This is a genomic window from uncultured Porphyromonas sp., assembly GCF_938023125.1.
Taxonomy (GTDB): Bacteria; Bacteroidota; Bacteroidia; order Bacteroidales; family Porphyromonadaceae; genus Porphyromonas.
The window spans coordinates 80,995-103,415 of the sequence record NZ_CALHDW010000006.1 but is presented as its reverse complement, the minus strand read 5'-3'; the positions used below and the strand labels follow the sequence as shown (position 1 = coordinate 103,415).

15 protein-coding genes are annotated in these 22,421 nt (G+C 50.6%); all 15 read left to right on the top strand.

The genetic code is table 11. The annotated features are described in order from the left end of the window. The first annotated feature begins 92 nt into the window (after positions 1 to 92). The 15 genes from Q0090_RS01825 to Q0090_RS01755 all read left to right on the top strand — a co-directional run bounded on the left by Q0090_RS01825 (position 93) and on the right by Q0090_RS01755 (position 22,211). Positions 93 to 3,200: a type I restriction endonuclease subunit R gene (locus Q0090_RS01825; RefSeq protein WP_297946874.1), complete on the top strand. Its 3,108-nt coding sequence runs from the start codon at positions 93 to 95 to the stop codon at positions 3,198 to 3,200. A 674-nt stretch (positions 3,201 to 3,874) separates the two neighbouring features. Next, the gene (gene metK / locus Q0090_RS01820; protein ID WP_297946872.1) at positions 3,875 to 5,161 is read left to right on the top strand and encodes a methionine adenosyltransferase; all 1,287 of its coding nucleotides are present in this window, start codon (positions 3,875 to 3,877) and stop codon (positions 5,159 to 5,161) included. A 177-nt stretch (positions 5,162 to 5,338) separates the two neighbouring features. Then, entirely contained in the window at positions 5,339 to 6,466 is a 1,128-nt protein-coding gene (gene tgt / locus Q0090_RS01815) for a tRNA guanosine(34) transglycosylase Tgt (protein WP_297946870.1), read from the top strand. Positions 6,467 to 6,591: 125 nt separating this feature from the next. Then, on the top strand, positions 6,592 to 7,221 hold the full coding sequence (locus tag Q0090_RS01810) for a MarC family protein (protein ID WP_297946868.1): 630 nt from the start codon (positions 6,592 to 6,594) through the stop codon (positions 7,219 to 7,221). Positions 7,222 to 7,348: 127 nt separating this feature from the next. After that, positions 7,349 to 8,239, top strand: a complete 891-nt coding sequence (locus Q0090_RS01805; RefSeq protein ID WP_297946866.1) for a hypothetical protein — start codon at positions 7,349 to 7,351, stop codon at positions 8,237 to 8,239. After that, entirely contained in the window at positions 8,236 to 9,384 is a 1,149-nt protein-coding gene (locus Q0090_RS01800) for a leucine-rich repeat protein (RefSeq protein WP_297946863.1), read from the top strand. The genes Q0090_RS01805 and Q0090_RS01800 overlap by 4 nt, the downstream gene beginning before the upstream one ends. 169 nt (positions 9,385 to 9,553) lie before the next feature. Beyond that, complete coding sequence (leuS, locus tag Q0090_RS01795) at positions 9,554 to 12,334, top strand: leucine--tRNA ligase (RefSeq protein ID WP_297946861.1); 2,781 nt, start codon at positions 9,554 to 9,556, stop codon at positions 12,332 to 12,334. A 35-nt stretch (positions 12,335 to 12,369) separates the two neighbouring features. Then, entirely contained in the window at positions 12,370 to 13,368 is a 999-nt protein-coding gene (locus Q0090_RS01790; protein WP_297946859.1) for a YitT family protein, read from the top strand. Between the two features lie 27 nt (positions 13,369 to 13,395). Beyond that, positions 13,396 to 13,779, top strand: coding sequence for a DUF2752 domain-containing protein (locus Q0090_RS01785; RefSeq protein ID WP_297946857.1), 384 nt, complete (start codon positions 13,396 to 13,398; stop codon positions 13,777 to 13,779). Positions 13,780 to 13,903: 124 nt separating this feature from the next. Continuing rightward, positions 13,904 to 14,824 carry a hypothetical protein gene (locus Q0090_RS01780; RefSeq protein WP_297946855.1) on the top strand — a complete coding sequence of 307 codons (921 nt, stop codon included), beginning with the start codon at positions 13,904 to 13,906 and terminating at the stop codon, positions 14,822 to 14,824. A 247-nt stretch (positions 14,825 to 15,071) separates the two neighbouring features. Continuing rightward, positions 15,072 to 16,133, top strand: a complete 1,062-nt coding sequence (tsaD, locus tag Q0090_RS01775; RefSeq protein ID WP_297946853.1) for a tRNA (adenosine(37)-N6)-threonylcarbamoyltransferase complex transferase subunit TsaD — start codon at positions 15,072 to 15,074, stop codon at positions 16,131 to 16,133. Between the two features lie 15 nt (positions 16,134 to 16,148). Next, positions 16,149 to 16,634, top strand: coding sequence for a CinA family protein (locus tag Q0090_RS01770; RefSeq protein ID WP_297946851.1), 486 nt, complete (start codon positions 16,149 to 16,151; stop codon positions 16,632 to 16,634). Positions 16,635 to 16,654: 20 nt separating this feature from the next. Next, positions 16,655 to 18,088 carry a PDZ domain-containing protein gene (locus Q0090_RS01765; protein ID WP_297946849.1) on the top strand — a complete coding sequence of 478 codons (1,434 nt, stop codon included), beginning with the start codon at positions 16,655 to 16,657 and terminating at the stop codon, positions 18,086 to 18,088. A 17-nt stretch (positions 18,089 to 18,105) separates the two neighbouring features. After that, complete coding sequence (locus Q0090_RS01760; RefSeq protein ID WP_297946848.1) at positions 18,106 to 19,113, top strand: S1-like domain-containing RNA-binding protein; 1,008 nt, start codon at positions 18,106 to 18,108, stop codon at positions 19,111 to 19,113. A gap of 152 nt (positions 19,114 to 19,265) precedes the next feature. Then, positions 19,266 to 22,211: a T9SS type A sorting domain-containing protein gene (locus tag Q0090_RS01755; protein WP_297946847.1), complete on the top strand. Its 2,946-nt coding sequence runs from the start codon at positions 19,266 to 19,268 to the stop codon at positions 22,209 to 22,211. The last annotated feature ends 210 nt before the right edge of the window (positions 22,212 to 22,421 follow it).

Below are 22,421 nucleotides of genomic sequence, written 5' to 3'. Positions count from 1 at the left end.
ACCCTAAGGAGATAAGGAAAGGAGAGTTGCTCTTTTTCTAGCACTTCTAGCTCTCTCAGTATCCCTCTAGTTATTCTAGATAAAAAACAATTATGACACAATATAATCCCATAGCAGAATTACAGAACTTCATCGTTCTTGACAACTATACCAAGAGAGCAATAGTAAGCGAGCCACCTGTAGCCTATCAAACCGAGGCCGCTTTGGAGAGGGAGCTGATAGATGACTTGAAGTATCAGGGGTATGAGTATCTTCCATCGCTTGTTACTCCCGACGCCCTGTTAGCAAACGTAAGGGAGCAACTGCAAACGCTCAACAACGTTGTCTTTACCGATACAGAATGGCAACGCTTCGTCGATGAGTATTTGGATAAAGCCAGCGACAGCGTTGTTGATAAGACAAGAAGGGTACAGGATGATTATATCTACGACTTCGTGTTTGATGATGGGCACATCCAAAACATCTATTTGGTTGACAAACAAAATATTGCTAGAAACAAAGTGCAAGTAATCAACCAGTTTGAACAGACTGGAACGCAAGCTAATCGCTACGATGTAACCATATTGGTAAATGGGTTGCCTATGGTACAAGTGGAACTGAAAAAACGTGGTATAGCAATCCGCGAAGCCTTCAACCAAGTACACCGCTATAGCAAAGAGAGCTTTAACAGCGAAAGCTCGCTGTATAAATACTTGCAGATTTTCGTTATCTCCAACGGCACTGACACCCGCTATTTTGCTAATACCGTAAAGCGAAACAAGAACAGTTTTGACTTTACGATGAATTGGGCTAAGGCAGACAATACATTGATTAAAGACCTCAAGGACTTCACAGCGACCTTCTTCCAAAAGGACACGCTGTTGCATGTACTACTCACTTATTCGGTATTCGATACCAGCGACACGCTTCTTATTATGCGTCCTTATCAGATTGCAGCATCAGAAAGGTTGATCTGGAAAGTGAAGAGTTCCTATCAAGCAAAACAATGGAGCAAACCCGATGGCGGTGGATATATCTGGCACACAACAGGTTCGGGCAAGACACTGACCAGCTTCAAAGCGGCACGCTTGGCAACACAACTCGACTTTATAGACAAGGTGTTTTTCGTGGTAGATCGCAAGGATTTAGACTACCAGACCATGAAAGAATACCAACGCTTCTCGCCCGACAGCGTGAACGGCTCAGAAAATACGGCAGGACTGAAGCGCAACATAGAAAAGAGGGATAACAAGATTATCGTAACAACTATTCAGAAGTTGAACAACCTGATGAAGAGTGAGCCTTCACTGCTTGTCTATGGGCAACAAGTGGTCTTTATCTTCGACGAGTGCCATCGCTCACAGTTTGGCGAAGCGCAGAAAAATCTCCAGAAAAAGTTTAAGCGATATTATCAGTTTGGATTTACAGGTACGCCCATATTTCCGGAAAATGCTTTGGGAGCGGAAACAACAGCCAGCGTATTTGGTAGGGAGCTCCATTCGTATGTTATTACTGATGCCATACGAGACGAGAAAGTGTTGAAATTTAAAGTGGATTACAACGATGTACGTCCACGTTTCAAAGCTTTAGAAACAGAGAAAGACGAAGCCAAACTGACAGCGGCAGAAAACAAGAAACTCCTACTTCATCCCGACCGCATCAAAGAAGTGTCTCGGTATATTTTGAAAAACTTCAAGATAAAAACACACCGAAATCAGGGAAGTGGACTGGGCTTTAATGCCATGTTTGCCGTGAACAGCGTAGAGGCAGCCAAACTCTATTACGAGGAACTGAGCCATCTGCAAAGAGAGAACGAAAAGAAATTGAAGATAGCTACAATCTTCTCCTTTGCCCCAAATGAGGAACAGAATGCAGTAGGCGATATTCGTGAAGAGAACTTTGAACCCACAGCCATGGACAGCAGTGCCAAGGAGTTTCTGACAAAAGCAATCAATGATTACAACGCTATGTTCAGAACAAATTTCGGAGTAGATAGCAAGGAATTCCAAAACTACTACCGAGACTTGGCAAAGCGAGTAAAGAGTCAGGAAGTAGACCTCATCATTGTGGTGGGAATGTTCCTTACCGGCTTTGACGCACCCACGCTAAACACTCTATTTGTAGACAAGAACTTGCGCTATCATGGACTGATGCAGGCTTTCTCACGCACCAACCGTATCTACGACGCCACCAAAACATTTGGCAACATCGTTACGTTCCGGGATTTAGAGCAGGCGACAATCGACGCAATCACGTTGTTTGGCGACAAAAATACAAAGAACGTAGTGCTTGAGAAGAGCTATGAGGAATATCTCAAAGGCTTCACGGATATAGCAACTGGTGAAGCATATAGAGGTTATATAGCCATTGTGAAGGAACTCAAGGAGAAGTTTCCACATCCCGAAGATATAACAACAGAGGCAGACAAAAAAGCCTTTGTGAAACTCTTTGGCGATTACTTGAAGGTAGAGAATATCCTGCAAAACTATGATGAGTTTACCTACCTCAAAGAATTGCAACAGATTGACAAGGGAGATGCCACGGCTGTCGAGGCCTTCAAGGAGAGCCATTTCCTTACAGACGAAGAAATGTCTGCAATGATGGAGGTGGATGTATTGCAAGATCGGGCTACACAAGATTATCGCTCTACCTATAACGATATTCGAGACTGGTTCAGGAGGGAACGAGAGGGGAAAGAACCCGAGGAATCAAAAATAGATTGGGACGATGTGGTGTTTGAGATGGACTTGCTCAAATCGCAAGAAATAAACCTGGACTATATTCTTGAACTGGTATTCGAACATAAGAAAAAGGTAAAAGACAAAGATGCTTTAATAGAAGAAGTACGTCGAATTATAAGGTCAAGTATTGGGAATAGAGCCAAAGAGGGACTTATCGTAGATTTTATTCATGAGACAGACCTGGAGCCTATCCAAGACAAGGCTGGAATCATTTCAGCATTCTTCTCTTACGCACAAGAGAGACAAAAGGAAGAAGCTGCAAACCTAATATCTCAAGAAAAATTGAATGCGGAGGCAGCGAAGCGTTATATTCAAACCTCATTAAAGCATGAGTTTGCCAGTGAAAATGGAACTGATCTCAATGCGATCCTTCCAAAGATGAGTCCTCTCAATCCGCAGTATCTAACGAAGAAACAACATGTCTTTCAAAAGATAGCAGCATTCATTGAGAAGTTTAAGGGAATTGGTGGAGAGATCTGATGCGCAATACCATCTACTCTGGGAATACTGAGCAGTGGTGTATCAAGGGCAATGTAGAGTAAGAAAGCCATCTAAAAATAGCCCTCTCATAGATATACTACAGCAAAGATCTACTCAATATCCGCATATTTGAAGAAATAAAAAAAACGCCTACAAACGCCAAATCTACAATAAAAACTAAAGGACCCGATAAAACATCTCCCTCTTTATGGGTATTGCAGGGTTAGAGATTAGTCACTAACTTTGCACCGACGACATCAGAAAAGACGTTGGTCTGTGGACGGATTTGCGGAGCTTGCAACCACAAGAAAAAATGCTAAACCTTTCCACCCCTCGCGTGACAAAGGCTATGCTACGCTGCTCTTCGCCTCTTTCTCAAAAAGAGAAATTGCGAACTAGGGGTTCCCCCAAAAGAGGGAACAAATAGACTATACGGAGCAGCATCTTTGGACAACTCCCAAGCAAAATCGATACTGAGAGGGCAATTTATTACATCTCTTCTCACTCTCCACAGTAAGACGTGGGGAGTTTTTTGTTGCCCTCGTGGGAGTCGAACCTCCACCTTGTGCAACCAAAAATCCGTGAGGAAGCAAAGCGTTGTTTGCCCCGACCCAACAAATTCGGGTGTCTGTCCTTGCGAAACAATCAATATTAGACTAATCAAAAAAGAAAGTATGAGTTACCTCTTTACATCCGAATCCGTATCGGAAGGTCACCCCGACAAAGTCTGTGACCAAATTGCCGACGCCATAGTAGATAGCCTTATTGCTGCCGATCCTCAGTCCAAAGTTGCCTGCGAAGTACTTGCTACTCGTGGTCAAGTGGTACTCGCAGGGGAGGTGCGCAGCCAGGGTTATGTAGACATTGATGCCACCGTGCGCCGTGTGATAGAAGGTATTGGGTACAACCAAGCTGCCTATGGATTTGACGCTGATAGCTGCGGTATCCTCTCGGCAATACACGACCAAAGCCCCGACATCAATCGGGGGGTAGATCGCTCAGCTCCCGAAGAACAAGGCGCAGGAGACCAGGGGCTTATGTTTGGGTATGCAACACGCGAAACCCCCAACTACATGCCTCTAGCCATTGATTTGGCTCATAGCCTGCTACTCGAGTTGGCACACATCCGCAAGCACGAACCTGAGCTGATGCCCTACCTCCGCCCCGACGCCAAGAGCCAAATCACCATTGAGTATAGCGACGATCACCGCCCCTTGCGTATTGATGCGATTGTACTTTCGACTCAGCACGATGAGTTTATCGCTCCGGAGAAGGGGCAAAGCCAAGACGATGCGGATAGTGCCATGCGCCAACGAATCGAAGACGATGTACGCTCGTTGCTGATTCCTCGCCTTGTGGCTCGCTACGATGCCTCGATTCAAGCCCTATTCCAGGGCGACTACAAACTCTTTGTAAACCCCACGGGCAAGTTTGTTATAGGTGGACCCTCGGGTGATACAGGTGTGACCGGTCGCAAGATTATTGTGGATACCTATGGCGGTAGATGTAGTCATGGTGGGGGTGCCTTCTCGGGCAAAGACCCCTCAAAAGTAGACCGCTCGGCCGCCTATGCTGCACGGCACATTGCCAAAAACATGGTGGCTGCCGGTGTGGCCGATGAGATGAAGGTACAACTCGCCTACGCCATTGGGGTAGCTCAACCCATCAGCATTTTTGTTGAGACATTGGGCACCAGCCACGTAGCGATGAGTGACGGAGAGATTGCCCGCAAGATTGGGGAGATCTTCGACCTTCGCCCCTATGCCATAGAGCAACGCCTCGGCTTGCGCAAGCCCATTTACCAGGAGACTGCGGCTTATGGGCACTTTGGCCGCAACCCCGAGCGTGTAACCAAGCGTTTTGAGTACTTCCATCGCCCCGCAGAGGAGGTAGAGGTAGAACTCTTTACGTGGGAGAAACTCGACTATGTAGACCGCATCAAGGCGGCCTTTGCCCTCTAAAAGGCATCCGATCCCTTTGCATCACCCACTCCTCGGGCCCGCCCCTGGAGTGGGTTTTGTTTATCCCCACCTTCCCCCATACTACAGAAAAAGCGCTCATACTCGTAGGCGAAAAGGCGGTATACACAAGCCTCGCCCTAGGGAGGAGTGCCTATCTTTTTGTACTTTTGCGGCAGAATGAAATACGAAGTACTACGCAACGATCCCAAGAGTGCAGCTCGATTGGGGAGGATTACGACCGACCACGGAGTTATCGAGACTCCTATTTTTATGCCGGTAGGTACGGCAGGTGCTGTCAAAGCCCTCACCATGGAACAGATGGAAACAACGGGCGCACAGATTATCTTGGGCAATACCTATCACCTCTACCTCCGCCCGGGGCTGGAGGTACTGCGTAGTGCAGGCGGGTTGCATAAGTTCGGCACTTGGCAAAAACCGATCCTCACGGATAGTGGCGGCTTCCAAGTTTTTTCGCTAGCGCACCGCCGTAAAATCACAGAAGAAGGGGTAACATTTGCCTCCCATATCGACGGCTCCAAGCACCTATTCTCCCCCGAGAGGGTAATGGATATAGAGCGCACCATCGGGGCGGATATTATCATGGCTTTTGACGAGTGTTGCCCCGGGGACGCCTCCTACGAGTACGCACGTCAGTCGCTCGACATTACCGAGCGTTGGCTGGAGCGTTGCCGCAAGCGACTCGCCGAGACTGAGCCACTCTATGGATACCAACAGTCTCTTTTCCCCATCGTACAGGGATGCGTTTACCCCGACCTTAGGCGTAGAGCGGCCGAAAACATTGCGGCTCTAGGGGCGGATGGTAATGCAATCGGAGGGCTTGCCGTGGGCGAACCGACCGAGAAGATGTACGAGATGATCGAACTCACCAATTCCATTTTACCTCTCGACAAGCCTCGCTATCTGATGGGCGTAGGCACTCCTGCCAATCTCTTGGAGGGTATTGAGCGCGGGGTGGATATGTTCGATTGCATTATGCCTACACGCAATGGGCGCAACGGGATGCTCTTTACACGGCATGGCACCATCAATATAAAGAATGCCAAGTGGCGCGATTGCTTCGAGCCGATCGACCACGGAGGGGCACACCCCATGGATGAGCGTTACACGCTTGCCTACCTGCACCACCTCTTCAAGGCTGAGGAGCTAACAGGGCTAACCCTCGCATCGCTCCACAATGTAGCCTTCTATCTATGGCTTGTGGGCGAAGCGCGCAAAGCTCTCGGAGAGGATCGATTCACGGAGTGGAAAGCCGGGATCCTGCCCGAGCTCACTCGCCGGCTCTAAAAAAGAAAGATGCCCTCCACACTAGAGGGACAGCAGATTTTGGGAATCCGCTTCGCCAATTGGGGATAAGTAGGGAGATCACCATATATAGAGAGGTGAGGCTTAGTATAAAATAGTAGATTAGTATGTGGGATAAAATCTTAGCCGACTTATCGGCATTCAATTTTGCAGACGCAGGTCGCGCCTTCATGACCCTATTTATTGCAGTAGACGTAGTGGGAGCCATCCCTGTTGTGCTTAGTATCAAAGACAAGGGGCAGAAAATAAGCCCCTCCACCGTTACGCTTTGGTCTTGTGTAATGTTGCTTGCGTTCCTATTTATCGGGGAGCCTATGCTCAATATTTTTGGGGTAGATACACAGAGTTTTGCCGTGGCAGGGTCTATCGTGCTCTTTGTGCTAGCCGTGGAGATGCTCTTTGGTGTACAAGTATTCAAAGACGATGGTCCTAATGGCAATGCCAATATCGTACCCCTCGTATTCCCCTTGTTTGCAGGAGCCGCCTCCTTTACCGCTTTGCTCACATTGGTAGCTCAGGGGGTTGCTTACTCCAATATATTTGTAGCCGTGCTGGCTGTCTCGGCTCTCATTTTCCTGATGCTGAGGTTTGTAGATCCGCTCGAGCGCTGGCTCGGCAAGGGCGGGATCTTCGTTCTCCGTAAGTTCTTCGGGGTTATTCTGCTTGCCGTCTCCATCAAATTCTTCATTGATAACTTGATGAAGGTTATCGATATGCTGCACACCACTCAGCCCTAAGAAGGAGAATACTTATTACGTTGGGAGAAAAAGCTAATGAGGAATTTGTGAAAAGCTAATTAGCAATTTCGCAAAAGCTCATTAGCTTTTTTCTTCTCTCAAGGGAGTCCAAAAACAAAAGGCAAAGATGTTCCCCTCTATCGCAGAATATACCTCGGCATTACGCCACGCAGAGAGTGGTACGTTCCGAAGCCTGCGCCTTGCGCTCTCGGTTGATGAAGAGGGGGAGCCCATCTACTCCCGGGGGAGCTACTCTGTCGTATTTAAGGCACATAGCATAGGGAACGAACGCGAAGCGTGGGCCATCAAGTGCTACGTAGCCGAGCAAGAGCGACGCATCCCCAGCTGCCGAGCCATCTCTCAACAACTCAACAGCATTGCCTCCCCCTACCTCCTCCCCATGCGATTATGCGAAGAGGAGTTGCGAGTTGGCAATACGTACTATCCCCTAGTACTACTCCCGTGGGTGGAAGGGAAAAGCCTCGTTCGTGAGGTCGATTGCCACCTCCATAGCCCCGAGCGACTACTACAACTATCCCAAGACTTTGGGCATTTTGCCTACTGGCTCCGTAGCCAATCCTTTGCTCACGGCGACCTCAAGAGCGACAATCTGCGTATTCGCCCCGATGGCTCCATCGTGCTTCTCGACTACGATGGCATCTACCTGCCCTCCATGCAGGGTGAGCTACCCCGAGAGGAGGGCAATCCCGATTATACACATCCTCTCTGCTCCCCGAGCGACTTTAATCTACACGCTAGCGACTTCGCTTTAGCCGTGATCGCCCTCTCGCTACGGGCCCTAGCCCTAGCTCCCGAGCTTTTCTCACACTTTGGTGGTAAGGAACGGCTCCTACTCTCCGCTTGGGACTTCCGTCACTCGAAGCAATCCCCAGCCCTCAAGGCCCTCAAGAGCCTCCCCCAAGATGCCTATCTAGCTCGGCTGCTAGACCTATTTTTCCAGGCTCTAGAAAAGAAAAACCTAGCGCACATACCGCCTCAACAATTCCTACCTCTATGAAACGACACCCTCTTACTTTCGCCCTCGCCCTACTCACATTCCTCCACCCCCTTAGGGCACAAAACCTCCCCTCCATACCTCCCGAGGATTACTCCCTAAGCCCGGACGGACGTACCCTGCTGCATTGGAAAGGTCAAGAAGCCTACCTCAATATGGCCATAGATCCCGTACTAAAATGGATTGATACCATTGCCCCCCAAGCTACGTACTACGTCGATTCTTTGGGGCAAGTCGCAGGTCAACCCTTTCTGCAAGAGCTGATTCTCCCCTTCCCCCTCCGGCACATTTCCTCCCAAGCTTTCTACTGCCCCTATCTACGGCATGTACTCCTCAACAAAGGGCTTAGAAGCATGGAGCAATGGGCATTTTTGGATGGGGCTTTCTCGGAGATTCGCCTACCGGCCACACTCCAGCACTACGAAGAGGGTGCCATCATGGGGCGTTATCTAGAAACCATAGAGGTAGAGGAGGGGTCGCCCTACCTTGCCGTACAACAAGGATGCCTTGTGGATCTCACAAGCCGCACGCTGCTACTCTACCCCACGGGCAGCCTCTACACTTGCCCCCTCCTACCCGAAGAGATCGTTCGCATCGGGCGATTCGCCTTTGCCATGAGCCCCTACGTAAGGCATCTAGAGATACCCGAGGGGGTTACGAGTATCGGGCAAGAGGCGTTCCGAAGGTCTACCTCCCTCACCACCCTCGATCTCCCAACCACGCTCTCCCAAATGGAGGGGATCCCTTGGATTGACTCCCCCCTAGATACTCTCATTATCCGCAGTGCATTCCCTCCCGAGATTACAGGCTCAACCTCCTCTTACCACGGAGCTCCTCTCTATCTCTATGTCCCCGAAGAGTCCATCGCGCTCTACGCTCAATCTCCCTTTTGGCAGAAAATAGTGCGCCAAATTGAGTCTATTGACACATTGGAAGAGCAGGCACAGGTATTGGAGAATGAGGAGCGACCCTACCGACTTGTGGGCAATACCCTGATGCTCGCCCTACCTCAAGGGGTTACAACGGCTCGGCTCTACGATCACGAGGGCAACCTAGTTACGCAATGGACCTCTAGCGGTAGTTACATGCTCTCTCCCGGGATATACCTACTACGAATAGGCAGATCCTCCTACAAACTCTCCCTCTAGAGACTGCCCACCTCTCCCCAAAGCAAGCAGAGTACCTAACCATTGCCATCTCAATACGGGAGAGAAATTGGCAAGCCCCAAAGGCTATAATCCGCCGAGAGAGTAGCCACACCTCCATTGCAAAGAATCCATTTGTTTATAGTAATTTTGCGGTCAAATTGAGATAGCTATGGAGTATAATTTCTCGGAAATAGAGGCTCAGGTACAAGCCTTTTGGCGTGAGCATGATATTTATAAGGTAACCGAAAACCCCAATCGTCCTCCCTTCTACGTCCTCGATATGTTCCCCTATCCCTCGGGGGCTGGGCTACACGTGGGGCATCCCTTGGGCTACATTGCATCAGACATATTCTCCCGATATAAGAGATCGAAAGGCTTTTCGGTGCTACACCCTATGGGCTACGATGCCTTTGGGTTGCCTGCTGAGCAGTATGCCATCCAAACGGGGCAACATCCCGAGGTTACCACCGAGATAAATATCAAACGCTACCGAGAGCAACTCGAGAAGATCGGCTTCAGTTACGATTGGAGCCGCGAGGTGCGCACAAGCGACCCTGCCTACTACAAATGGACGCAATGGGTCTTTGCACGCCTTTTTGAGAGTTATTACGATACGAAGAGCAACTCGGCTCGCCCTATTGAGTCGCTCGTTGCCCACTTCGAGGAGCACGGATCCGAAGGGATTCATGCCTATACCCATACGCCTTGCTGCTTCTCTCGCAAAGAGTGGCTCGCCTATACCCCCCAAGAGAAAAGCGATGTGCTCATGAACTACCGCCTTGCCTACCTAGGCGAGTCCGTAGTGAACTGGTGTGCAGAGCTGGGCACCGTGCTTGCCAACGACGAGGTGAGCGAAGGGGTCAGCATCCGTGGCGGTCACCCCGTGGAGCAACGCAAGATGAAGCAATGGTGCCTACGAGTTTCGGCCTATGCCGAGCGACTTCTCTCTTCTCTCGAAACCCTAGAGTGGACCGATGCGCTCAAAGAGACGCAACGGAATTGGATTGGGCGGTCAGAAGGTGCCGAGGTAGACTTCGAGGTAGAAGGCACCCATACTCGCTTTACGGTTTTCACCACACGCCCTGATACCATCTACGGAGTTTCGTTTATGGTACTTGCGCCCGAAAGCGATTTGGTAAGGGAGATTACCTCCCCCGAACAAAAGGATGCCGTAGAAGAATATCTCGCTGCCACCAAACGCAAAACAGAGCGTGAACGCATTGCCGATCGGCGTGTAACGGGGGTATTCTCCGGAGCTTATGCTCGCAACCCCCTCACGGGAGCGGTTATCCCCATTTGGATCAGCGATTATGTACTCGCCGGCTATGGCACGGGGGCTATTATGGCGGTACCTGCCCACGATACGCGCGACTTCGCTTTCGCTCGTCACTTCGGGATCCCCATTACTCAGGTGGTGATCCCCAATGGAGAAGAGCCTTCTGAGACAGACTCGTGGGAAGATGCCAAGGCTAGCAAAGAGGGAACTCTTATCAATAGCGGTATACTAAACGGATTGTCCGTTGCCGATGCCATCAAGACCATGAACAGCCACATCGAAAAAGAGGGGCTGGGCAAAGTAAAAGTAAACTACCGCTTACGCGATGCTATCTTTAGCCGCCAACGCTACTGGGGAGAGCCTTTCCCCATCTATTATAAGGAGGGAATCCCAACCCTTGTTGCCGACGATCAACTCCCCCTCAAGCTCCCCGAGGTAGATGCTTTCCTCCCCACAGAGACGGGCGAGCCCCCTCTAGGCCGTGCAGCCAACTGGCATACCCCCGAGGGATACCCCTACGAACTCAGCACAATGCCGGGCTTCGCAGGGAGTAGTGCCTACTACCTCCGCTATATGGATCCGCACAACGATCATGCTCTCGTGGGCGAAGAAGCCAACCGCTATTGGCGTCACGTCGATCTCTATATAGGCGGTACCGAGCACGCCACAGGGCACTTGATCTACAGCCGATTCTGGAACAAATTCCTCTTCGACCTAGGCGTTGTGTGCGAAGACGAACCCTTCCGCAAACTGGTGAATCAGGGGATGATACAAGGGCGTTCCAACTTCGTGTATCGCATCAAAAACAGCAACACGTTTGTCACTCTGGGCAAGAAAGATGAGTATGACACCACAGAAATACATGTGGATGTAAACATCGTACACAACGACAAACTAGACCTAGAAGCCTTCCGTGCATGGCGCCCCGAATACAACACCGCCGAGTTCATCACCGAAGAAGATGGTAGCTACCAATGTGGCTGGGCCGTAGAGAAGATGAGTAAATCGATGTACAACGTGGTCAACCCTGACGACATCATCGCATCCTATGGGGCAGATACCCTCCGTCTCTACGAGATGTTCCTAGGGCCCCTCGAGCAGAGCAAGCCTTGGGATACCAAAGGGATTGATGGGGTGCACCGCTTCCTCAAAAAGCTCTTTGGGCTCTTCTATAAGGAGGAGAATCTAGCCGTAACAGATACGGAACCCACCCCCGAAGAACTCAAAGCTCTGCACAAACTTATCCGCAAGGTGGGGCAAGACATCGAACAATTCTCGTTCAATACCTCTGTCTCTGCCTTTATGATTTGTGTAGGAGACCTGCAGCACCTCAAGACCACCTCACGCGCCATCCTTGAGCCTCTACTCGTCGTGCTTAGTCCCTTTGCACCGCACATCACCGAGTATCTCTACCGAGCGCTCGGAAACTCAGGCTCTATCGTGGATGCAGAGTGGCCTCAATTTGAAGAAAAATATTTGGTAGAGAGCGTCACCAAGTACCCGGTAAGCTTTAACGGCAAAGTGCGTTTCACCCTCGAGATAGCAGCCTCGGCCACACCCCAAGAGGTAGAGACAGCCGCCCTTAGCGCCCCGGAAGCCGCCAAATGGCTAGAAGGGAAGCAACCCAAAAAGGTGATTGTAGTACCCGGACGCATCGTAAACATAGTACTCTAAAGAACGAAATTAAAAACAAGAAAATATCTCTCAAGATGACCGAATCTAAGTTGCAGCTCCCCAAGCAACGAGGGGCAAAATTGCGCATTGCGCACGATCTTCTGATCATGTTTATCGGCGTAGTGAGCTATGCCTTTGGGTGGACAGCCTTCATTCTTTCTCAGAACATTACCTCCGGGGGGTTGGCCGGTGTTACCACCATCATCCAGCTCGCCACCAACATCCCGGCTACTGTCCCCTACTACATCATCAATGTATTCCTCTTGGTGCTCGCAATCCTCTTCTTAGGGTGGCGCTTCACACTCAATACCCTTATCGGGGTGGGTATGATCTTGCTTGTACTTCCCTTTGGACAAGCACTCTTCACAGACCCCGTGGAACAAGCAGCCGTACTCGAGAATATCTCTCCATTTATCCGCAATCTCGTACCCAACGTAGGGCCTCTACTTGCCACCGACGAACCCTTCGTAGCCTTGCTCTTAGGCTCGGTATTCTGCGGATTGGGATTGGGTCTCGTGTTCTCTGTTAATGGATCTACCGGAGGTACCGATGTAATTGTTGCCATCATCAATAAGTACAAGAATGTATCGCTCGGTCGTGCCATGATTATGGTCGACAGCGTGATCGTAGGTACAGGTTGTATCGTGAGCCACTACATGGGCCCCCAATACGACTGGACGGTGGCTTTTGGTAAGCTCGCCTTCTCGTTCGTAGAAATAGTGGTGGTGGCCCAAGCCATGGACTTCTATCTCAACAGCAACAAGCAGAGTGTACAATTCTTTATCAGCAGCCTCAAGTATGCCGAGATCAACGAAGCTATTGTGCATCGTCTGCACCGAGGATGCACCATTCTAGAGGCAACCGGAGGATATAGTCAGCAACCCACCAAGGTATTGATGGTCGTTATGCGTAAGAACATGCGCTCTCCTCTCATGCAGATTGTACGTGAGATCGACCCCAATGCTTTCGTATCCGAAGGTATCGTACATGGTGTATACGGCGAGGGCTTCGATGCGATCCGCAAACAAAAATAACCCAACAAAAAATAAGATAGGGGTAGGATGAAATATTCCTCCACTCGTATTCTAAGCATAGGTGTGGGAGTGGCAATTGTGGTTGCCCTCCTGCTCCTTTTCTTTTTTAACCCCGAGACAACGTCCATCTACCCCCGTTGCCCCTCACGTATGCTCACCGGCTACCAATGCGCCGGCTGCGGGAGCCTTAGAGCAACCCACGCATTATTACATGGTCGCCTGCTACAAGCCTGGCACTACAATCCTCTTATGATCCTGGGGATGCCCCTTGTCTTTTTCCTTCTTGCCATTGAGCGCCTACGCCATCACTACGCTTGGGCGGAGCATATCTACCTCCGCTGCAATAGTACTCTCTTTATTGGGATTCTCGTTCTCATCACCATAGCCTGGACTATTTTCCGCAATTTATAGGCTCCTCAGATCACATTTCGGAGACGCCTTAGCGGCGATTTAGTATTACATCTGGTATTTTCTTGTCAAAATACAACTATATTGTACTATCTTTGCCACGAGTAAACAAATAGATAGCACCGAAATGACTACAACCAATTCACCTAGCTCACCCTCTAGCGAGAGCCTCTCTCGTTTTAGTATGAAGGGCGTTTGGGCCTTTCTCATCGTACTTTTCAGTATGCCTCTAGGGCATGCCCTCATGATTTTGAGCGAAAAATTTGCCGGCGATGCCTACGTATTCTACGCAGCGCTGATCATGGGATTTATCGGAGTAGTACTCCTTCTCTGGGGCTTTATGGCTCGCAACGCTACACAGCAGACAATATTAGGATTCCTCGGAGGGGTACTATTCTGGACCGGCTGGGTAGAATTCGCCTTCGTCTACTACGCTAGACGCTACGGTGTAGCTCCCCTACTAGACCCTGTAACCAAAGAGGTTATAACCAAGCCCGAGTACCTGATTATGCCCTCGAGCATTAGCTTCTGGGTCATGATGATGCTCGGCTATACCCTCAACTCTCGCACGGGCTGTAACCTATTCAACTGGATACAACGCCACTTCCTCCCCAAGGAAAAAGTGAGAACATTCCGTGCTCCGGTGCACAACGTGGCCGTTACCACCTTTATGGAGTTTAATGCCATCATGTGGACCTGCTACCTACTCCTCCTCTTTGTCTACGACGAAGCCTTTATCGGAGATCGTCACCCCGTTGCCTACATCATAGCCTTTGGCTCTCTCGTTTGGGCTATGTATCTCTTCTCTCGTCTCATCCGTATCAAAAACATTGGAGCCGCCATCCGGTATGCTATACCCACGGTAATTATCCTCTGGAACACGGTAGAGATCCTAGGAAGATGGAACCTCTTCAAAGAGATTTGGGTACACCCCATGGAGTATGCCCTTGAGATGACTCTCATTCTTGTCTCCTTCTTCGCATTCATCGCTATCCTCTACTTTACCGATAAGCGACATGCCAAGCAAAAGGCAGAGAAGAAGGACTAAAAAAGAACTAGCGCCCGAGACCTCTTCTTAAAGGGGAGCCCCGAGCCATCTCCCTAGGAGAATAAAAGGAGAGATCTCCCAAGATAGAGAGGGGAGTTGCGTACAGAGAAAAGGGTATCACAATCGCCCCGAATGTACTCGACTCCCCTCCTCCGTTGCAGCCAATGGCGGAGGTACCTCCCCCTTTACAATCCACTCTTCTTCTACGTCTAATCTCCATTTTATCCCTACCTTTGCGCCAAACAGAATGGTGCAACAGCAAATGACACAAGATAAGAAGTATCCACTTCTACTAGGGATTGAGAGCTCTTGCGACGATACTAGCGCCGCCGTAGTGCGTGGATGTGAGCTACTCAGCAACGTAATTGCAAGTCAAGCAGTGCACAGTGCCTACGGAGGGGTAGTACCCGAGATGGCATCGCGAGCACATCAACAAAACATCGTACCGGTGGTGAGCGAAGCCCTCAAGCGTGCGGGCGTATCGGTGCACGACCTAGACGGCATTGCCTTTACGGCAGGACCCGGATTGCTAGGATCTCTGTTGGTTGGGGTCAACTTTACCAAAGGGTTACACCTGGCTCTTGGTACGCCCCTCATCTCTGTCAATCACTTGAGGGCACATGTGCTGGCGCACTTTATCTACGAACCCGGAGAGGAGCACCAAAGCCCCGAATTTCCCTTTTTGTGTCTATTGGTGTCGGGAGGGAACTCACAGATCATCAAGGTCAATAGCCCCTACGACATGGAGGTGGTGGGGCAGACGATAGACGATGCAGCGGGAGAAGCCTTCGATAAATGCGCCAAAGTAATGGGGCTCGGGTACCCCGGAGGCCCCGTCGTAAATAAACTGGCAAATGAGGGAAATCCCCTTCGATTCCAATTCAGCAAGCCCCAGATCAAAGGCCTCGACTATAGTTTTAGCGGTCTCAAGACCTCGTTTCTCTACACGCTTAGAGACGAACTAAAAGAGAATCCCAACTTTATAGAAGAGAACAAAGCGGACCTTTGCGCATCCCTCCAGAAGACGGTTATCGACATCCTCATGGGCAAGCTCCTCAAGGCCACCAAGCAATACCAAATCAATCGGGTAGCTGTAGCCGGAGGCGTTTCTGCCAATACGGGGCTTAGAGATGCCTTCCACGACTATGCCTCTCGCTATGGGTGGAAGATCTTTATCCCTAAGTTTGCCTACACTACAGACAATGCTGCCATGGTAGCAGCGGCCGGCTACTTCTCGTATCTAGCCGGAGATTTTGCCTCACGAGACCTCGTTCCCTTTGTTCGCACTACGCTCAAAGAGAACCTATAATAGAGAGAGCCCCGAATGACAACGCTCCAACCCCTTGTAGCACAAATAGCTCGCTTGCTCCTCGCCCATCGGGAGACAATCGCAACAGCCGAGAGCTGTACCGGGGGGCGGCTTGCCTCATTCCTCACCGCCCAAGCAGGGGCTAGTGCTTGGTACGCAAGCGGAGCCATCACCTATAGCGAAGAGCAAAAAGCGCAACTACTGGGCGTCGACCCCTCGCTCATTGCCCGACATGGGGTGGTAAGTCGGGAAGTGGTCCTTGCCATGGCTCAGGGCGCACAAGCACGCTTTGGAACAAACCATGCCCTAGCAACAACGGGATTTGCCGGACCTCTAGGAGGTACTCCCGAGTCGCCTATTGGCACTGTTTGGATTGGGATAGCCCTCGGGAGCCAACTTTATGCACACAAACTCAGAATACAAAAAGGGCGAGAAGCTCTCATCGCAGAGGTCTGCCGTGAAGCTCTACAGCTCTTTATCCATCACTATACAACAAAGTAATAACTCTAGAGAAGCATACGATGAAACTTAAGCACCTTCTTACTCTAACTTTGGCTACACTCCTTTTGGGAGTCGGTAGTACACAAGCTCAAAACTCCAAGTCTAAGAGCCAAATCTGCCGCATTGGGCTGGAGTATCAGATGAGTTACAACGAAAATTGGGGAGCCAATCGCCCCGTTATCCTTTCTATAGAGCCCAACTCTCCTGCAGCGCTTGCCGGACTCAAAGTGGGGGACATCGTAGAGAGCATCAATGGACGGGCTCTCAGAGACCTCTCCGAACAGGAATTCGTAGACATTTTGCAAGGCGGAGATGCTGCCATACAACTAGAGGTTAGCAACTTCTCTTACAAGAAAAAGAGCCGCACCCTCCAACCCGAGTGTCACGACCGCTCCCTACTCGATGAGCGACTCCTGGCGCAGGCCTTCTCCCTCTATAGCCTCGAAGACGAGAGCGAACGCGCCATCATTTATCCCTTCGACACCGGTCGTGAGGGCAAAACAAACTTCGAAAACTTTGGTAACTTCGCATTTGCCGATGAGAGCAAAGCCCTCTCGAGCACCGACATTGCCCTAAACGAAGTGATCCGCAAGCAACTAGAGGCCAAGGGGCTACGCTACGACGCGGCCGACCCCGACATCGTTATCGACACCTATTACACGCTCGCTCGCAATCCCTACTTCGATGCCAAAAAGGCAAAGAACGCAGATAAACGCTGGGATATACGTATAGACCCCGACCAAAAGAGCCTGGTACAAGTGCCCTTCCTAGCCGTAGGGGCAGACAAACAGCTTGCCGACTATGTGCTTACCATGGGGATACGCATCTTTAACGGGCGCAACCTCAGCATTTTGCTCTGGAGCAGCGAGGCCGTAGAGCACCTCACGGAGGAGTTCTCCATCGAAGAATATGCCCGCCTCTCCATTCCTATGATGATGGGCCAATTCCCCTTCGTTCGATACAATATCAACCCCAAATGGCGTATTGCTTCGCATCGACACAACTACACGGGGCTCTACCTACGCACCTCCGACCTCGGAGAGGTTGCCTATGTTGTGCCTAACTCACCTGCCGCCAAAGCCGGCATCCGTGCAAACGATGTGATCGTAGCCATCAACGAAAAGCCTATGGCCATGGTAGATCAGCTCAACAGTGCCTACCGCCTCTTCGTTGAGAATACCCTACAATACCGAGACGAGAGCAGCATGTTTACGGATCGCAATGGCGTAAAATACTGCCGCTACTGGCGCAAAGACAGCTACTCCTCCATCCAGAAGCAGATTGCAAAGGAGAAATACCGATCTGTTTTCTCTTACCTCTTTGGCTTCCGTCCCTATATCCTGGGAGAGCGTTCTACCCCCTTCTATACCTTCGATGTACTAAGCGAAGGGGTAACTCAACGCCTCAATGTGATGCCGGAGCTTCGCGACAATAGCTATATCACGCTCGATTAACCTCGTAAGAGACACGAATGTCGTACCCCGAGCATACAAAAAAGGGAGATCGAGAGCCTGCCGGCGAATTCGGCAAGGGTCTTCGCAAAATCACCTTTCTACACGAAAAGGAGGTTGCATCTCCGCCTTCTCGTCTCCCTGCTCAGCCCCATATCTCTCCGCAAAACCCCTACTTGGGAAAGTGGACGGCTCTAGAGGTCTTACGCATCACACCTCCCGGGGCTTACCTAGCCGTGGATACCGAGGAGGTGCTTTTGCCTCGCCGTTATTTCCCGGAAGAGGGATTGCAAGAGGGGGACCTCATCGAAGCATTCATCTACCACGACAATGAAGGCAGACTCATTGCCACGACCCTCCACCCCTACGTCCTACTCGGCGAGGTCGCATTTCTGGAGGTAAAGGCAGTGACCCAAGAGGGGGCTTTTATGGGCTGGGGCATCCATCGTGACCTCTTCGTTCCCTTTGCAGAGCAGCCCATACGCTTTGTTCCGGAGGCAAGCTACCCTATCGTTGTCTATATAGATCACATTAGCGGCCGGCTCACCGGCTCCGGCGAATTGCGCAAACATATTGGGAACGAGCTCCCCGACTACTCCCCCGGCGAGGCCGTAGAGGCGCTCATCGTAGAGCACCACGAGAGAGGCTATCGGGCCGTGGTCGACCATCGCTACTGGGGGATGCTCTACCATAGCGACCTTGCAGAAGAGCTCTCCGTAGGCTCTCGCACCACAGCCTATATAGTACGTACCCGAGAGGATGGCAAGCTCGATCTCGCTCCCAACCCCATAGGGGTAGCACGGCTCAAGACCAATAGCGACTACATCCTACAGCTACTAACGGAGCGAGGAGGCAGCCTTCCCGTTGGGGATAAGAGCAGTGCTGAGGATATTGCAGCCCTCACCAAGCTATCCAAAAAAGCCTTTAAGATGGCAATCGGGGTACTCTACAAACAGAGACTCATCGAGCTGACGCCTCAGTCTGTCCATCTGGCGAAAGGCAAGCCAACCCCTTCGGACACAAAGTAGCCCCTCCCCCCCCCGAAAAGAATCAAAAGAAAGAGAGACTCGACACCTTTTCTCGTCGGGTTTCTCTTTTTTCCCTCTCATCTTCTTCCTCCGAATAGGAAATTGTACTTTTGCATCCGGCTAGATAAAGAAATCAAACAACTCAAATAGCAATGAAAGGAAATACTCCTCTATTGGTAAAGCGTCTATTGGCTCCTCTGCTAGTGGCGGCCTCGTCTACCCTATTTGCTACTGCGCAAATATCGTTCGGAGGCACTCCCGCAAGCTTTAACCACCCTGTAAGCTCTAGCGCCTTGCGCTCTACTGCAGCTCCCAAGGTAATAAAGGTTCTTCCCAACTTCAATCCGGACGATGTGAAAAGTATCAACGGCTGGGATGTTAACAAGCTGCACGTAAAGCCTCTGACGGTAGGTCAAACGATCGAAACAAACATTGATTTTGCTCGTGATGCTGAGTGTATCACCCTAGAGGATGGCACCACAATGTACCGTCTTACCATAGACGTAAAGGATGCCAAAGCCAACCTACTTTACTACAACGACTTCTTCATCCCCCAAGATGGAGGCGAGCTATATATCTATACCCCCGACCAACGCAAGGTGCTCGGAAAGTACACGCACGAGACGCACCCCACACATGGGGCTTTTGCCACGGAGATGCTCCCCGGCACTACGGCCGTGCTTGAGTACTATCCCTACTTCAATAGCCAAGAGATGCCCTCTATCCTAATTTCTTCGGTAGGGCACATCTTCTCTTCTCGTGAAGCCGGACTTAGAGACCCCGGTGAAGATAGCGCACACGATGATTGCGCCTTCAACGTGAATGCGGCCGAAGGGGCTGAGTGGCAAGACCAAAAAGCAGGTGTCGCACAAATAACGATGGTGAATGGGAGACACATCAGTGTATGTTCGGGGAACCTCCTCAACAATACAAACCAAGACTTCAAGCCCTACATTCTCTCGGCAGCACACTGCGAGAGCGCAACAAAAAACAGAAAGACAAGCGAGGTCGATCTCGCTAGATGGATCTTCACCTTCCACTACGAAAAGCCCAACAGCAGCAACGGCGCCATCGCCATCTTTCGAGAGCAAGCCAAGTCGATGGTAGGCTGCGACATCCGAGCATTCCTGCCCATCGATGGTCAGTCGGATGGTCTTTTGCTAGAGCTAAAGCAAGAGGTTCCTGAGTCGTACCGTGTCTATTACAATGGGTGGGATAGATCCGATGTACTCCCCAATAGCGGGGTAGGCATGCACCACCCTGCCGGTGACGCAAAGAAAATCTCTGTGTACAACGGGGGCGTTGGCACCAGGACCTGGGACGACCGATACGCCGGAGATGGATGCCGTGGTGCCGAAGATGCCCACATCTTCTTCCGCTTCATCAAGGGCGAAACCGAGGGCGGATCGTCTGGTTCTTCTCTCTGGAATGAGAATAAGTTGGTAGTAGGAACCCTCACCGGTGGGGGCGGCCGCTGCACAACGGGGACCAACTATTATGGCAAACTCTCGTACCACTGGGATAAGTTCACCGAGAAGATGTCTACCTACCTCGACCCCAAATGGGGCGGAGCTGCCCTCTCTCTCCAAGGCACTTGGAGAGAGAAAAACGGCGTAGAGCTACGCCCTCTACCCAGCGTAACGGGCCTTAAAATAGAAAAAGAGGGAGATAACATAAAAGTGAGCTGGGATGCTGTGCCCACAACATACCTTGCCTCCGGATGGAAAGTAAAGTACAATATTCGACGCAACAATAGTACCGTCGAATACAAACGTACCGAAGCGACCTCCTTCTCTGAACCGGCCATCGAAGCAGAGAAGGCCAACAGAGACGAGAAGGGAGCCTGCCAAACGATCTCTTACTCCGTACAAGCTCGCTACGAATACGGCTCGGGCAACGACCTCGCCACCCTCGATCCTGCCGAACCGGAGCGTTATGTAGAAACGGACTGGGCAGAGCAAAGCATTTTCGTAGGCGAACGCACCACATGGGTGCCGGTAATTAGCAAGAGCAAAGAGGGAGACGGCAGTATGCGCCTCTCTTGGAATCAGCCTTACAACTTCCAAGAAATAACCCTCTTTGGGGCTCCCAAAAGCGATGCGGTATACAAGCCCACTTACTCTAGAATAAAAGTTTCCTTCAAAGGCTATCCCGTACCTCAAGACATCACTCTCTTCAGTAAGTTCCCCTCGGATGCCCTCCGCTCCAATGACAAAGCGGTGTATGTACACGGCTTGCGTCTCATGCCTACTTCGGCCGGGAGCACCTACAAGGCATTCCTACAAACCTCCAAGAAATCCAGCAGCATCGTAACCAAGTCTTTCACGGTGCCCTCTACGTGGAAGGTTGGAGAATGGGTTACCGTCATGTTCGACAAGCCCGTAAAGATCGACCATGAGAAGGTACTCTTTGCCGGAGTGAGTACGCCCAATGCCGTAGCTGCCGACTTCTTGTGCTACTACGACAATTCGAGCGACGATTACCGCCCCTACACCGATGGGTTCTTTGCCTTCGACCTAAAAGAGGGAGAACTATACTACATGTCTCCCTCTCGGACAAAAGGCGTCTACACAGTAGTACCATCCGGTTACCTCGCCATCGGTCTTTTGCTAAGTACCAACAGCGAAAAGTCGACTCCCGAAGACAACCTCAAGGTCTTCTCCACCAGCAAGCACCTTGCTCCATTCCCTATTGTAAAAGAGTTTATCGTAAAACGGAATGGACAAGAAGTTGCCCGTGTAAATGGGAGTGAGGACTCCGATAAGCACGAGTACTCCGATAAGAACGGCAAGGAAAGCGACCAATACGATATCGAGGTAGTGTACGAAGGTGGTGTATACACCGGCAATCAGGAGATTACCAACGCACAAGAGGCGCCCGGGGTGTATCCCTCACAAATTGGAGCAGATGCCCTCTTGCACCTTACGAATAGCTCTTCTATCGCCACCCTCTCTATCTACACAGCAGATGGGGTACTCCTCAAGAAAGTAGAGCGTCCTTCCGCAAGTATCTCAGTCGAAGAGCTTGCCTCCGGCAATACCTATATTGTTGTACTCGAAGGCAATGCGGGACGAAGTGTACACCACATCTTCCGATAATGCGCGAGCCATAGCGGCCTGACAGGTCGGCTAAATTCTCAGAAAACCCTGCCCTCTTTTTTATGGAGAGCAGGGTATTTTTTTGAGTAAAACCAACCTAGAAACAAAAAAAATCCACCCGAAAAGGAAATAAGAGACAAGCTAGAATCTCTCAAACTATCAAAGTCTCCTAAAATAATAGCGAGAGAGAACAAATCGCACACTAAGCTG